Annotated in this window: 13 protein-coding genes and 1 pseudogene; 9 read left to right on the forward strand and 5 right to left on the reverse strand. The window is 66.2% G+C overall.

Features of this window, described 5'->3' with window-relative positions; all coding sequences use genetic code 11:
- Nucleotides 1-33 precede the first annotated feature (33 nt).
- Complete coding sequence (locus BMZ19_RS13950) at nucleotides 34-807, reverse strand: SDR family oxidoreductase (protein WP_090311866.1); 774 nt, start codon at nucleotides 805-807, stop codon at nucleotides 34-36.
- Between the two features lie 166 nt (nucleotides 808-973).
- Between BMZ19_RS13950 and BMZ19_RS13955 the strand changes: the two genes are divergently transcribed.
- On the forward strand, nucleotides 974-1,816 hold the full coding sequence (locus BMZ19_RS13955) for an alpha/beta fold hydrolase (RefSeq protein ID WP_090311868.1): 843 nt from the start codon (nucleotides 974-976) through the stop codon (nucleotides 1,814-1,816).
- Nucleotides 1,817-1,948: 132 nt separating this feature from the next.
- On the opposite strand, the gene BMZ19_RS13960 is transcribed toward BMZ19_RS13955, so the two are convergent.
- Complete coding sequence (locus tag BMZ19_RS13960) at nucleotides 1,949-3,082, reverse strand: LLM class flavin-dependent oxidoreductase (protein ID WP_090311870.1); 1,134 nt, start codon at nucleotides 3,080-3,082, stop codon at nucleotides 1,949-1,951.
- A 271-nt stretch (nucleotides 3,083-3,353) separates the two neighbouring features.
- Between BMZ19_RS13960 and BMZ19_RS13965 the strand changes: the two genes are divergently transcribed.
- The 6 genes from BMZ19_RS13965 (at nucleotide 3,354) to BMZ19_RS13990 (ending at nucleotide 7,870) form a co-directional block, all read left to right on the forward strand.
- On the forward strand, nucleotides 3,354-3,866 hold the full coding sequence (locus BMZ19_RS13965) for a flavin reductase family protein (protein WP_090311872.1): 513 nt from the start codon (nucleotides 3,354-3,356) through the stop codon (nucleotides 3,864-3,866).
- 86 nt (nucleotides 3,867-3,952) lie between these two features.
- Nucleotides 3,953-4,780: an SDR family NAD(P)-dependent oxidoreductase gene (locus BMZ19_RS13970; RefSeq protein WP_090311874.1), complete on the forward strand. Its 828-nt coding sequence runs from the start codon at nucleotides 3,953-3,955 to the stop codon at nucleotides 4,778-4,780.
- 13 nt (nucleotides 4,781-4,793) lie between these two features.
- Complete coding sequence (locus BMZ19_RS13975; protein WP_090311876.1) at nucleotides 4,794-5,603, forward strand: SDR family NAD(P)-dependent oxidoreductase; 810 nt, start codon at nucleotides 4,794-4,796, stop codon at nucleotides 5,601-5,603.
- 3 nt (nucleotides 5,604-5,606) lie between these two features.
- Nucleotides 5,607-6,371 carry an SDR family NAD(P)-dependent oxidoreductase gene (locus BMZ19_RS13980; protein ID WP_090311878.1) on the forward strand — a complete coding sequence of 255 codons (765 nt, stop codon included), beginning with the start codon at nucleotides 5,607-5,609 and terminating at the stop codon, nucleotides 6,369-6,371.
- 476 nt (nucleotides 6,372-6,847) lie between these two features.
- Nucleotides 6,848-7,444, forward strand: a complete 597-nt coding sequence (gene wrbA / locus BMZ19_RS13985; RefSeq protein WP_090311880.1) for an NAD(P)H:quinone oxidoreductase — start codon at nucleotides 6,848-6,850, stop codon at nucleotides 7,442-7,444.
- A gap of 12 nt (nucleotides 7,445-7,456) precedes the next feature.
- The gene (locus BMZ19_RS13990) at nucleotides 7,457-7,870 is read left to right on the forward strand and encodes a DoxX family protein (protein WP_090311882.1); all 414 of its coding nucleotides are present in this window, start codon (nucleotides 7,457-7,459) and stop codon (nucleotides 7,868-7,870) included.
- Nucleotides 7,871-7,919: 49 nt separating this feature from the next.
- Here the strand turns inward: BMZ19_RS13990 and BMZ19_RS13995 are convergent, their stop codons facing one another.
- The gene (locus BMZ19_RS13995) at nucleotides 7,920-8,843 is read right to left on the reverse strand and encodes an alpha/beta hydrolase (RefSeq protein WP_090311884.1); all 924 of its coding nucleotides are present in this window, start codon (nucleotides 8,841-8,843) and stop codon (nucleotides 7,920-7,922) included.
- Entirely contained in the window at nucleotides 8,833-9,666 is an 834-nt protein-coding gene (locus BMZ19_RS14000; RefSeq protein ID WP_090311886.1) for an SDR family NAD(P)-dependent oxidoreductase, read from the reverse strand. Before BMZ19_RS14000 ends, BMZ19_RS13995 begins: the two co-directional genes overlap by 11 nt.
- A 322-nt stretch (nucleotides 9,667-9,988) precedes the next feature.
- Here BMZ19_RS14000 and BMZ19_RS14005 point away from each other — a divergent pair, with 322 nt between their 5' ends.
- Nucleotides 9,989-11,119, forward strand: a complete 1,131-nt coding sequence (locus BMZ19_RS14005; protein ID WP_090311916.1) for a helix-turn-helix transcriptional regulator — start codon at nucleotides 9,989-9,991, stop codon at nucleotides 11,117-11,119.
- A gap of 117 nt (nucleotides 11,120-11,236) precedes the next feature.
- On the opposite strand, the gene BMZ19_RS14010 is transcribed toward BMZ19_RS14005, so the two are convergent.
- The gene (locus BMZ19_RS14010) at nucleotides 11,237-11,992 is read right to left on the reverse strand and encodes a hypothetical protein (protein WP_090311889.1); all 756 of its coding nucleotides are present in this window, start codon (nucleotides 11,990-11,992) and stop codon (nucleotides 11,237-11,239) included.
- A gap of 276 nt (nucleotides 11,993-12,268) precedes the next feature.
- On the opposite strand from BMZ19_RS14010, the pseudogene BMZ19_RS14015 reads away from it, so the two are divergent.
- Nucleotides 12,269-12,414, forward strand: a pseudogene (locus tag BMZ19_RS14015) (electron transfer flavoprotein subunit beta/FixA family protein); the annotation flags it as partial.

The raw sequence follows: 12,414 nt of genomic DNA on the forward strand, positions 1-12,414 counted from the left end.
ACGATCCCCGTTGTTCGTTTCCGGTATTGCCTTTCAGCCGGCGTTGGCGGCGGCCAGGAAGGCCGGACTTTCCCCGCCGCCATGCACGCAGATGTCCACCCCGCTGACGTAGCTGGCCAGCGGAGAGGCCAGGTACAGGCAGGCATTGGCGATGTCCTGCGGGCTGGCCATGCGCTGCAGCGGGATGCTGGCGGCGACCCGGGCGACACCCTCGGCATCGCCATAGTGCAGCTCGGCCTGCTCGGTGAGGGTCAGGCCGGCGGTCACCGCATTCACCCGCACTCGCGGCGCCCACTCCACCGCCAGCGAGCGGGTCAGGTTGAGCAGGCCGGCCTTGGCCGCGCCGTAGGCGGCGGTGCCGGGCGAGGGGCGGATGGCGCTGACGCTGCAGATGTTGATGATGACGCCGCCGTCGACCTGCGCCTGCATCACCCGGTTGGCCAACTGGCAGAGGTTGAGCGGCGCCAGCAGGTTGAGGCGGATGATCGACTCGGAGAAGCGCGGCGAGGCGGTCGCCGCCTCGGCATGCGGGGCGCCGCCGGCGTTGTTGACCAGCACGTCGAGGCGGCCGTAGCGCTCGACTACCGTCGCCACCAGGCGCTCGGCCTGTTCGACGTCGCGCACGTCGCAGGGCACGAACTCCGCCTGGCGGCCACCATGGGCCGGCAGACTGTCCGGTACGTTGCGCCCGCAGATCACCACCTCCGCGCCGCGCTCGAGGAAGCCCAGGCTGATGCCGCGGCCAACCCCCTTGCCGCCGCCGGTGACCAGGACCACCTTGCCGCTGAAATCGATCGGATCGTGCATGCACCACCTCGCTGGCCAGTTTCGGATGCCGCCAAGGCTACGAGGGCGGGGCGCTGGCGCCTTCGTCCGCGTGGACTCGGCGTTGTTGCTTAGTCTCCTCGGACGAGGCCGGGGCGCAGGTCCCTTCGGACAATGCCTTTCCGACAACAAGCTGAGGAGGGCCGCCATGGGCGCGCTACCGCAAGGGCGATTCGTGACGCTGAACGATGGGTTGCAGCTGCATTATCTGGAGGCCGGCTACCCGGAGGCCGGGTCCGGCGAGCCGGTGGTGTTCATCCACGGCAGCGGGCCGGGCGCCAGCGGCCACAGCAACTTCAAGCAGAACTACCCGCAGTTCGCCGCCGCCGGCTACCTGGTGATCGTGCCCGACCTGCCGGGCTACGGCGCCTCGGACAAGCCGGAAACAATCTACGACCTGGACTTCTTCGTCGATGCCCTGAGCGGTCTGCTCGATGCGCTGGACATCCCGCGCTGCGTGCTGGTCGGCAACTCTCTGGGCGGCGCCATCGCTCTGAAGCTGGCGCTGGACCAGCCGCAGCGGGTCGCCAGGCTGATCCTCATGGCGCCCGGCGGGCTGATGGAGAAGGAGCAGTACTACCAGCAGATGGAAGGCATCCAGAAGATGGGCGCGGCCTTCGCCAACGACGAGCTGAACGACGCCGCCGGCATGCGCCGCCTGCTCGGCCTGCAGCTCTACGATGCCTCGACCATCAGCGACGAGACGGTCGAGGAGCGGGTCGCCGTCGTCCTCCAGCAGCCGCGCTGCGTGCTGAGCACCATGCAGGTGCCGAACCTGTCGTCGCGCCTCGGCGAGCTGCAGTGCCCGATCCTCGGCTTCTGGGGCGTGAACGACAAGTTCTGCCCGGCCTCCGGGGCGCAGACCCTGATGGATGCCTGCCGCAATATCCGCTTCGTGCTGCTCAGCGAGTGCGGCCACTGGGTGATGGTCGAGCACCGCGAGCTGTTCAACCGCACCTGCCTGGACTTTCTCGCCGAAGGGCGGCAATAAGCGAAGTTTGTAGGGGCGAATTCATTCGCCAAATACCACGCCAAGGCGAATTAATTCGCCCCTACAGTTCATGCGTTTGCCCGAGAATCCGCTGCCCGTATCGGGCAACGGACTTCCGGGTTATCCGAGTGATCAGCCCTGCGCCTGCTTGTTGCGGAAGTAGGGGATCACCTTCTCGCCGATGTTCTTCAGCGTCTCCAGCTGCGCCCACTGCGGCACGGTGCCCATCTGGCAGATGAACAGGATCTCGTCGGCGCCGGCGTCGAGCAGGCGCTGCACGTAGCCGATGCAGTCCTCGACGGTACCGTAGGCGTGGTTGGGGTTCATCATCGCCAGCGCCGGGTCGGAGAAGTCCACGGTGACTTCCTCGGAGGCGAAGCGCGACTTGATCACCGCCTGGCCGTTGCCGTCGATGACGGTGTCGTCCTGCCACTTCGCCGGGTCCGGACGCTCGCCGCCGGCGTACCAGTAGGCCAGCGACTCCATGAAGTAGCGCTGGCCGCGGATACCGATGGCGCGCGCCTTCTCGTTGTCGTCGAGGACGATGGCCGGGCACAGCGCGGCGATGTGGCGGTTCGGGCGGAAGCCGACCTGGTTCTTCTCGTTACGGCTGTCCCAGGCCTCGTGGTACACGGCGACCTTCTTGGCGATATCCTCCGGGCCGCCGAAGCCCAGCACCAGCGCTCCCATGCCGCGGCCGCCGGCGTTCTTCAGCGATTCGTTGTTGGTGCAGGCCAGGTACATCGGCGGGTGCGGGTCCTGGTAGGGCTTGGGATGGATCGGCCGCCTGGGGATCTTCACGAAGTCGCCGTGATGCTCGATCTCGTCCTGCACGAACATCTTCGGGATCAGGTACATCGCCTCGTCGATCTGCGGCTGCAGGGTGGTCAGGTCGTAGCCGAAGGTGCCGGCTTCCTGCTGTGTGCCGCCCTTGCCGACGCCGAAGTGCACGCGTCCCTTGGACAGCAGGTCGAGGGTGGCGATGCGCTCGGCCACCTTGACCGGATGGTTCATCGCCGGCGGCAGGCACACCACGCCGTGGCCGATGCCGATGCGCTCGGTCTTGCCGGCGACGAAGGCCAGCACGGTCTCCGGCGCGGACATGTGCGAGTAGTTGGTCAGGGCGGTGTGCTCGACACACCAGAAGGTGTCGAAGCCGAGCTTGTCGGCCAGCACGGCCTGCTCGACGGTCTCGTCGAATACGCGGCGGTCGCCATCGCGGGAGGCGTCGAGCGTCTGTGCTTCGTAGATCAGGGAGAATTTCATGCGCTACCCCTTGTTGTACTTGGGAGTGGTTGGGTCCGGCGGTACCGGAGCTCGGGCGCATGGTCGGAAATGAAGGAAGGGGCAGATACATCCGATCAGACTAGCCAATTCGGCCCGCCGCACGGGCCGGGTTTGGCCCGTCCGCACGGGGCCCAGAGCGGGCGGGAAACGGCTGGCGGAGCACCCATTCTTGCTAGTCCCATGGGACGATGCCGGTCGTTTGACCCAGGTCAAGAATCGGCCCGACACAACCCAAGAGGAGGGCCGAGCCATGGGCCAGACCGACCTGAAATCCCAGATGCTCCAGGCGATGCGACGCCTGGCCAAGTCGGTGACCATCATCACCACCAGCAATGGCCGCGAGCGCTTCGCCATGGCCGCCACCGCGGTCGACTCGCTGTCCACCGAACCGCCGTCGCTGCTGATCTGCGTGAACCAGAGCGCCTCGCTGCACGCCGTGCTGGAGGAGGGCGCCGACTTCTGCGTGAACATTCTCGGCCACCAGCAGGAATACATGTCGCATCTGTGCAGCGGGCCGATCAAGGGCGAGGGGCGCTTCCAGCAGGGCCACTGGCAGACCAGCGCCGCGGGCATCCCCTGGCTGGCCGATGCCCAAGCGGCGATCCTCTGCAAGCAGGAAGGCAAGTTCCGCTACGGCACCCACACGGTATTCATCGGCCGCATCGAGCAGATCCACCAGCACGGCGAGATCAGCCCGCTGGTCTACGTGGACGGCACCTACACCACCACCGCGGCGACCCTGGCGCTGGCCGAGGCCAGCTGAGCCGCGCCCGCACATCCGCGAGCGGGGCGCCGCCTGCGCAGCACGATGCGCGGCCCGGGCCGTCCCGCCCGATCCGAGGAATTCCCATGAGACTTGCTGACAAGGTCGCCCTGGTCACCGGCGCCGGCTCGGGGATCGGCCGCGCCACCGCCGAGCTGTTCGCCGCCGAGGGCGCCCGCGTGGTGCTGGCGGACATCGACGAGGCGGCGGCCCGCCGCGTGCTGGAGGCGATGCCGACTGGCACCGACGGTATGGCCCTGGGCTGCGACATCGCCAACGGCGCCGCGGTTGAGCGGCTGTTCGCCGCGGTCGAGCAGCGCTACGGCCGCCTAGACGTGCTGGTCAACAACGCTGGCCTGGGCCAGGTGCCGGGCGATGGCTTCGAGCACTACCAGCAGCGCCTGGCCCAACGCAACGCGCAGCTGGCGGCCGGCCAGACGCCCGACGTATTCACCGACATGATCGTCGACCTGACCGACGCCGGCTGGCAGCGCCTGCTCGCCATCAACGTCGACGGCGCCTTCTACTGCAGCCGCGCGGCGGTGCGCCTGATGATCGCCAGCGGCAGCCGCGGCTCGATCGTCAACGTCGCCAGCCTGTCGGCGCTCAGCGGCGAGGGGCCGCTGGCCTACTGCACGGCCAAGGCCGCCATGCTCGGCATGACCAAGTGCCTGGCCCGCGACCTCGGCCCGCGCGGCATCCGGGTCAACGCGGTGTGCCCGGGGCCGACCCGCACGCCGATCATGCAGTCGATCTCCGCGGAGTGGGTGCAGGCGCTGGAGCGCGCCATCCCGCTCGGGCACATGCTCGAGCCCGAGGAGATCGCCCGTACCTGCCTGTTCCTGGCCAGTGACGAATCCAGCGCCTTCACCGGCCAGACCCTGGCCGCCAGTGGCGGCATGTTGATGCTTTGAAAGGAGGACAACCATGAGTGCAAGCATGCAGGACAAGGTGGCACTGATCAGCGGCGCCGGCACCGGGATCGGCGCGGCCGCCGCGCAACTGTTCGCCGCCCAGGGCGCGAAGGTGATGGTCTGCGGGCGCCGTCAGGCGCCGCTAGAGGCGGTGGTGGAGAAGATCCGCGCGGCCGGCGGCGAGGCGGACTGGGTGCAGGCCGACGTCACCGACGAGCAGGCCATCGACAGGGCGGTGGCGTGCACCGTCGAGCGCTTCGGCCAGCTCGACGTGATGGTCAACAACGCCGTCAACTACACCTGGGGTCCGCTGGCCCAGCTCAGCACCGAGGACTGGCAGCGCAGCCTGCGCGGCAGCCTCGACGTGGCCTTCTTCGGCACCCGCGCGGCGTTCCGCGCCATGGCTGGCCGCGGCGGCTCGATAGTCAACCTCGGCTCGGTGGTCGGCCTGCTCGGCAGCCCCGGTCTGTCCGCCTATGGTGCGGCCAAGGCCGGCGTGCTCAACTTCAGCCGCGCGGCGGCCCTGGAAGGCGCCGCCGAGAACATCCGCGTCAACGTGGTGATTCCCGGCGTGGTGTGGAGCGAGGGCACCCGCGAGGCGCTGCGCAGTGAGCAGATGATCGCCGGCACCGCCCGTACCGTGCCGCTGCGGCGCATCGGCGAGCCTATCGAGGTGGCCAATGCCATCCTGTTCCTCGCCTCGGACGCCTCTTCCTACATCACCGGGCAGAGCCTGGTGGTCGACGGTGGCAAGACCTGCGAGCTGAACGTCGGCGCCACCGACTACACCTCGCAGACCTCCAGCGAACTCAGAGGAGAATAAGAAATGCACAATCTGCTGAACACACCGGCCAGCCCGGTACTGGTCACTGGCGGCGCTTCCGGCATCGGCGCGGCCTGCGCCGAGGCCCTGGCTGCGGTGGGCCGCCCGGTGATCATCTGGGACCTGCAGGAGGACAAGGCCCGCGCCGTCGCCGCGCGGCTGGCCGAGCAGTACGCGGTGGCCTGCCTGGGTATCGGCATCGACCTGTGCGACGCCGAGGCCATCGCTCCGGCGCTGGCGCGCACCCGCGCCGAGCTGGGCGCGCCGGGCGGCCTGGTGCACGCCGCCGGGGTGGTTGACCAGAGCGGCCTGGAGGGGCTCACGGCGGCGCGCTGGGACGCGGTGCTGAACGTCAACCTGCGCGCCATGGCCCTGCTGGTGCAGGCCATGCTGCCGGATCTGCGTTCCCATCGCGGTTCCTCGGTGGTCGGCATCGCCTCGATCAACGCGACCTTGGGCAACGGCCTGATCCCGGCCTACAGCGCCTCCAAGGGCGGCATGCTGTCGATGGTGCGCTCGCTGGCCGACGCCCTCGGCGCCGACGGCATCCGCGTCAACTCGGTGTCGCCGGGGCAGATCCTCACGCCGATGGTCGCGCCCATCGTCGAGGCCAACCCGGGCATGTTCGAGCGGCGCATCCTGCTCGGCCGCCTCGGCCAGCCCGAGGAGCTGGGCCGGGTGGTGCGCTTCCTGCTGTCGGAGGAGGCCAGCTACATCAACGCCTCGGAGATCGTGGTGGACGGCGGCAACATCTCGTCGCAGCGCTGAACCAGAGTCAGCCGCTCGGCCGAGGCGCTGATTGCCTGGCGTTGTGAGCCGATGGCCAACTGCAAGGATCGGTTGACGTCTTGCACGAGGAGTAGAAGGAAGATTGCAAACCCGCAGAATCGAGGTTCCTACACCGAAGATTCTGCGAGTTTGCAATACCAAGGGAGGGCTGTGGCACGTAATTGCACTGGTGTCCCTACCGAGCTGCAGCAGGGACTGGGGCTCGGTGCCGGGCAAGCTGTTGCCAGCAGGGACGACGGCCCGGTACGCAGGCAAAAGTGCCCGGACTTGGAAACCATCACCTGCGTGCCCAAGGGGCGTCACGCATCAGGAGAGTCAATTATGTCGACGACGAAGGTATCCAAGTTGCAGTGACCTAGACTGATGGAGACGCCCGGATGGAGTTGAGCAGCGATCTGAGTACACGAATTACTGGTAGTGGGACCGCAACACAAAACTCTAAAGAGGAAGTGCTAATGGTTAAGGTACTGGTGCTTTATCATTCGATGTATGGCCATATCGAAACGATGGCGCAGGAGGTTGCCGAAGGCGCGCGCAGCGTTCCGGGCGTGGAGGTCACGGTAAAACGCGTCCCGGAAACCATGGATGCCGATGCCTTCAAAGCTGCGGGTGGCAAGGTGGAGCAAAGTGCAGCGGTGGCCACCCCGTCTGAGTTGGCCGATTACGATGCCATCATCTTCGGCACGCCCACCCGCTTCGGCAACATGTCCGGCCAGATGCGCAACTTCCTCGATCAAACCGGAGGTCTCTGGGTCAAGGGGGCTCTGGTCGGCAAAGTCGCCAGCGTATTCACCTCGACCGGCACGGGTGGGGGCCAGGAAATGACGATCACCTCGACTTGGACCACGCTGGCGCACCACGGAATGATCATCCTGCCGATCGGCTACAGCACTCCTGCACTCTTCGATATTTCTCAGGTGGGCGGCGGCACGCCTTACGGTGCATCGACAATCGCCGCTGCCGATGGCTCCCGCGAACCTGACGCGCGCGAGCTGGGTATCGCTCGTCATCAAGGTGAGTATGTCGCCAAGATCGCCGCAAAACTAAAATGAAGGAAGACCGCCATGCGATATACCTTGTTCGATAATCAGAAGAGCGAGATCCTCCTGCTGGCTCGCATCCTGTTGATGATCCTGTTCATCATTTCCGGCTGGAGCAAGCTGACGGGCTTTTCGGGCACTGTGGGCTATTTGGAATCGCTCGGTACGCCCGCGCCGATGCTTGCCGCGGTCATTGCCGTCATTATGGAGTTCTTCGTCGCCATCGTGATCGTAGTGGGTTTCTATACCCGCCCGCTCGCATTCCTCTTCGCCCTGTTCACTCTTGGAACCGCCCTGATCGGGCACCACTTCTGGACGATGATCGATGCAGAGCGCGCCGCCAATATGACCCAGTTCTTCAAGAACATGAGCATTATGGGTGGCTTGTTGCTGCTGAGCATTACCGGTGCTGGCAAATACTCGGTCGATGGTAGGTAGCCCCGAGCTGCGCCACGCAAGTTGTCATTGCGTGGCGCGTTCCCCTTCTCTAGGCCAGCGCGTTGCGCAGGTCGGCCGCGGCTAGCTCGAGCGCCGCGGCGGCGCCCTCGACTAGCGGGGCGAAGCTGGCGAAGCCGTGGATCATGCCGCTGGCGCGCTGCAGGCGCACCGCCACGCCGGCGGCCTGCAGGCGCTCGGCGAAGGCCTCGCCCTCGTCGCGCAGCGGGTCGAACTCGGCGCTGAGCAGGGTGGTCGGCGGCAGCTGCGCCAGATCGGCGGCGAGCAGCGGCGAGGCCAGCGGCTCCTCGGCCTGCTCGGCGCGCTCCAGGTACTGCGCGCGGAACCACTCCATCATCGCCCGACTGAGGAAATAGCCGTCGGCGTAGGCGGCGTAGGAGGGGCTGGCGCAGCGCAGGTCGGTGACCGGGTAGAACAGGCACTGGTAGGCGATGCGCGGGCCGCCCTGCTGCGCGGTCTGGCGGCAGGCCGCGATGGCCAGGTTGGCCCCGGCGCTGTCGCCGGCCACGGCCAGACGGCTAGTGTCGAGCTGCAGCTCGACGCCGCGCCCTGCCAGATCGCGCAGGGCGTGGAAGGCGTCCAGCGCGGCGGCCGGGTAGCGCGCTTCGGGCGCGCGGCGGTAGTCCACCGACACCACCGCCGTACCGCTGAGCAGGGCCAGGCGGCGGCACAGCTCGTCATGGCTGTCGAGGTCGCAGAGCACGAAGCCGCCGCCGTGGAAGAACACCACGAGCGGCAAGCCGGCCTGCGCTTGCGGCCGGTACAGGCGTGCCGCCAGCGGGCCGGCGGCACCGGCGACGCTCAGCTCGCGCACCTCGGCCAAGGGTGTCGGCGCGCACAGCGGCGGCATGGCGCTGGCCTGACGCAGGGTGGCGGCGTCCAGGCTGGCAAAGTCGGGGGCCGGCTGGGCGGTCATCTGCGCGAGCAGGGCGGCGATCTGCGGGTCAAGCGACATGGGAGTCTCCTTGCGGGTCGAAGGGGGCGAACTGCGGGTTGCGTTCCTCCAGCACCGACTCCAGACGGGCGCGTAGCGCCGGCTTGAAGCCCTTGTGCGGCAGGATCCAGAAACGTTTCTCGGCGATGGCGGCGAACACCCGCTCGGCCAGCTCGGCCGGGCTCATGCCCTGGCGGATCTGCCCATCCAGCAGGCGGTTCAGTTCGCCAGCGGCGCCCTGACCCTGGTCGGAGGTCATGATCTCGCTGGCCACCGGCCCCGGGCACAGCACCGAGACGCCGACCTGCGCCTGCAGGGCGGCCAGCTCGTAGTGCAGGCTCTCGGAGAGGGCCACCACCGCCTGCTTGCTGACGTTGTAGGCGGCCATGAACGGGCTGTTGAGCAGGCCGGCGAGGGAGGCGGTGTTGATCACGTGGGCGGGCCGGCCCTGGGCCAGCAGCAGCGGCAGGAAGGCACGGATGCCGTTGATCACGCCGCCGAGGTTGACCGCCAGGGCGCGCTGCCACTGCGAGTCGCTGAGTTCCCAGCAGTTGCCGGTCTGCATCACCCCGGCGTTGTTGAACAGCAGGTCGACTGTGCCGAAGCGTTGCAGGGCGGCGTCGCGCAGGTGCTCCAGCTGCGTGGCATCGGCCACGTCGGTGACCTGGGTGAGCACCTGTACGCCTTGTTCGCTCAGTTTCGCCGCCAGGCGTTCGAGAGACTCCCCGTCGCGGTCGGCGAGGACCAGGTGCAGTCTCTCGGTCATGGCCCGTTCGGCCAGGCCGCGGCCGATGCCGCTGGCCGCGCCAGTGATTACCGCGACGCGGTATGTTTGTTCGTTCATGGCTGTGCGCTCCTCGCTGGTCTGCCAGATCCCCGCCGTTATTTCAGGCGGCAGGGGGCATCGCTACGTCCGAGCGGACTAAGGCAAAAGCGTGGGGCGGGGGGAGAATGGAGTCCGGCGAGCCGGAGGCAGGCCGCGTTCCCAGGTCGAGTTCGATGGGTTGCGCGCCGCGGATCGGCGCCGCCGATCGAGCCCCGCCATGGCACCGCCCGGGATGCTTGCGGAGGGCGGGCGACGGAGAGCCCGGCCGTTTCATTGCGCCAGCACAGAAGGCCGTAATATGCTGCAGATCGCCCAGAACAATTACAAAGTTCCCACCATCATGACTGCTTTGCTCTCTCTGGAACGCCTCGGCGACATGCTCGGGCATCTCTATCAGGGTCCCCTGGAATCCGTGCCCTGGAACACCTTCCTGGACGAGCTCAAGGACCTGTTGGCCTCCAAGTACGCCACCTTCATCCTGCGCCCGCCGAGCCAGCATGTGGACGGCCTGAGCATCACCACCGCGGGGGCCTCGGAGGAGGTCACCAGCTCCTATAACCAGCATTTCTATCGCCTCGATCCCTTCGTCGACCTGCCCAACCGCCAGGTGGTCTCGCTCACCGAGTTCGTCTCCATGAACGAGTGGCTGAACTCGGACTTCTACAAGAGCTTCATGGAGCCGACCGACGTGTTCCATGTGCTCGGCGCCGACATCAACACTGCGGACGGCGCCCAGTGCCGCATTCGCATCAGCCGCGGGCGCAACGATCCGCCCTTCAACCAGACCGACAAGGACCTGCTGACCCTGTTCCTGCCGCATCTGGAGCGGGCGGTGATCCTGCACATGCGCCTGAACCGCACCGAGAGCGAGCGCGACCTGTACGCCGGCGCGGTGGACCAGATGGCGGTCGGCACCATCCTGCTCGATTCGGAGGGCAAGGTGCTGCAGATGAACCGGGTCGCCGAACAACTGGTGCAGGAGAAGGATGGCGTCAAGCTGGTCAGCGACGGGCTGCAGGTTGGCACGCCGCGCGACAGCCAGAAGTTCCGCCAGCTGATCAAGCAGGCCCTGCTGTCGCAGAAGAGCGGCAACCCCTCGGTGGTCGAGGCCATGCGCGTGCAGCGCCCCTCCGGCCGTGCCGACTTTGGCATCGTGGTGCGCTCGGTGCCGCCGGGCGAGTGGAGCGGGGCGAAACAGTGTCCCGCCGTGGCCATATTCATCGGCGACCCGGAGCAGGAGTCGCGCGCGCCGCAAGAGATTGTTCGCGCGCTGTTCGATCTGACGCCCTCGGAGGCCCAGCTAACCCTGCTGCTGGCCAACGGCCTGACCCTGGACGAGGCTTCCGATGAGTTGGGTATCAGCCGCAATACCGCCCGTGCGCACCTGCGCTCGACCTTCTCCAAGACCGGAGTGACCCGTCAGACCATGCTGGTGCGCCTCATTCTGCGCAGCGTGGCTACCCTCGGTTGAGAGGGTTCGGACTTTGAGGCGCGAGCGGGTAATGGGGCTGCAGGAGGGAAACAACACCTTTCGTCATCCAGGCCGGCACAACTTTGCCGCCTGGTGACGGTTGTGAAAGGGGGGGCTTTACGGTGAAGTCCGGCGATCGGCATTCCTCGCCAGCAGGTTGAGCATCTCCACCCCTTTGCCCAAGTACAGGCTGGCACTTCGGGAGACGACCATCTGACCGTTTGTCTTCAAGCGCTGGCGAACGAAGTTGTAGTTTCTCCAAACCTCGTTCAGTTCGGTGTTCATGTCTGGTGCAAGTTTCAGCAGGTTCTCATGAGTGGAGCCGATTCGCTCATCGATCTTGTTGAAGCTGTGCTCATCCAGTTCCACCGAGTGTATGCCGATATTGCTGAAACCCTTGCTCTGATAGAGCAATAGTATGCGGCTCATATCCAGACTCATCTGGTGCAGGCCGGAGATTGCAGGGGAAATATCTCCTGCCTCTGGATATGCCGCTCCGGCAGCCTCGTCGAGGTCGCTCTGGGCGTGCAGCACCGGATTGAGCGACGAGGTGTACAGCACGCGCGCATCCTCTGGCTGTTGCTCAAGCTCGCTGATACTGGTCTTCAGTCCCTGCAGGGCCGCGGCTATCTCCGGTTTGTCCGCCACCGCTGCTGCCAGCGTGTCGAGCTCCTGCAGATTGCGCCGATAGGCCTCGCGGGCCTTGGGGTCGAATGCTGCCGCCGGATCCTGGTTATTGAAATAGACGAGCAGATTTGCGCACAGCATGAAGCCATGGGTGCGGATCTCGTGCAGCTGTTGCGTGACGGACGACTCTGCTCTTGCCGTGATTGACAGGAGCAGCAAAGCAAAAGCAAGAATAATTCTATTCATATTATTTTTATCCTTGGCGATGGAAGGCAGCCGTTTTTCATGCCGTCATGAACTGTTGTCTCTGAATGCCAATAAGTCGGCAGCCTGGCGGCTCACGCATTGCATTAAATCTCCACGCGTCTGCTCTGCCTATAGTCTGGCTGGACGATGTCGATGAGTTGCGCTTCCGCGTGTCCAGAGCGCTGGACATGCATGTACTAGTTCAAGTGAACGAGGCGGGCAGATCTTCCGGTGCCATAGGCTCTATGCGACTGCTGGAGATGTCTTGGAGGTTGCATGAAAATTCTGGTCCCCGTGAAACGTGTGGTCGATTACAACGTCAAGGTTCGCGTCAAGGCGGACAACTCCGGCGTCGACCTGGCCAATGTGAAGATGGCGCTCAATCCCTTCTGCGAGATTGCCGTCGAAGAAGCGGTGCGCCT

Source organism: Pseudomonas linyingensis, assembly GCF_900109175.1.
Lineage (GTDB): Bacteria > Pseudomonadota > Gammaproteobacteria > Pseudomonadales > Pseudomonadaceae > Geopseudomonas > Geopseudomonas linyingensis.

Excerpts from the sequence above, each read along its gene's own strand:
- BMZ19_RS13990 (WP_090311882.1), top strand. The coding sequence starts at position 7,457 with ATGCGATATACCTTGTTCGATAATCAGAAGAGCGAGATCCTCCTGCTG.
- BMZ19_RS14010 (WP_090311889.1), bottom strand. The coding sequence starts at position 11,992 with ATGAATAGAATTATTCTTGCTTTTGCTTTGCTGCTCCTGTCAATCACG.
- BMZ19_RS13960 (WP_090311870.1), bottom strand. The coding sequence starts at position 3,082 with ATGAAATTCTCCCTGATCTACGAAGCACAGACGCTCGACGCCTCCCGC.
- BMZ19_RS13955 (WP_090311868.1), top strand. The coding sequence starts at position 974 with ATGGGCGCGCTACCGCAAGGGCGATTCGTGACGCTGAACGATGGGTTG.
- BMZ19_RS13980 (WP_090311878.1), top strand. The coding sequence starts at position 5,607 with ATGCACAATCTGCTGAACACACCGGCCAGCCCGGTACTGGTCACTGGC.
- wrbA (WP_090311880.1), top strand. The coding sequence starts at position 6,848 with ATGGTTAAGGTACTGGTGCTTTATCATTCGATGTATGGCCATATCGAA.
- BMZ19_RS13950 (WP_090311866.1), bottom strand. The coding sequence starts at position 807 with ATGCACGATCCGATCGATTTCAGCGGCAAGGTGGTCCTGGTCACCGGC.
- BMZ19_RS13965 (WP_090311872.1), top strand. The coding sequence starts at position 3,354 with ATGGGCCAGACCGACCTGAAATCCCAGATGCTCCAGGCGATGCGACGC.
- BMZ19_RS14000 (WP_090311886.1), bottom strand. The coding sequence starts at position 9,666 with ATGAACGAACAAACATACCGCGTCGCGGTAATCACTGGCGCGGCCAGC.
- BMZ19_RS13995 (WP_090311884.1), bottom strand. The coding sequence starts at position 8,843 with ATGTCGCTTGACCCGCAGATCGCCGCCCTGCTCGCGCAGATGACCGCC.
- BMZ19_RS13970 (WP_090311874.1), top strand. The coding sequence starts at position 3,953 with ATGAGACTTGCTGACAAGGTCGCCCTGGTCACCGGCGCCGGCTCGGGG.
- BMZ19_RS14005 (WP_090311916.1), top strand. The coding sequence starts at position 9,989 with ATGACTGCTTTGCTCTCTCTGGAACGCCTCGGCGACATGCTCGGGCAT.
- BMZ19_RS13975 (WP_090311876.1), top strand. The coding sequence starts at position 4,794 with ATGAGTGCAAGCATGCAGGACAAGGTGGCACTGATCAGCGGCGCCGGC.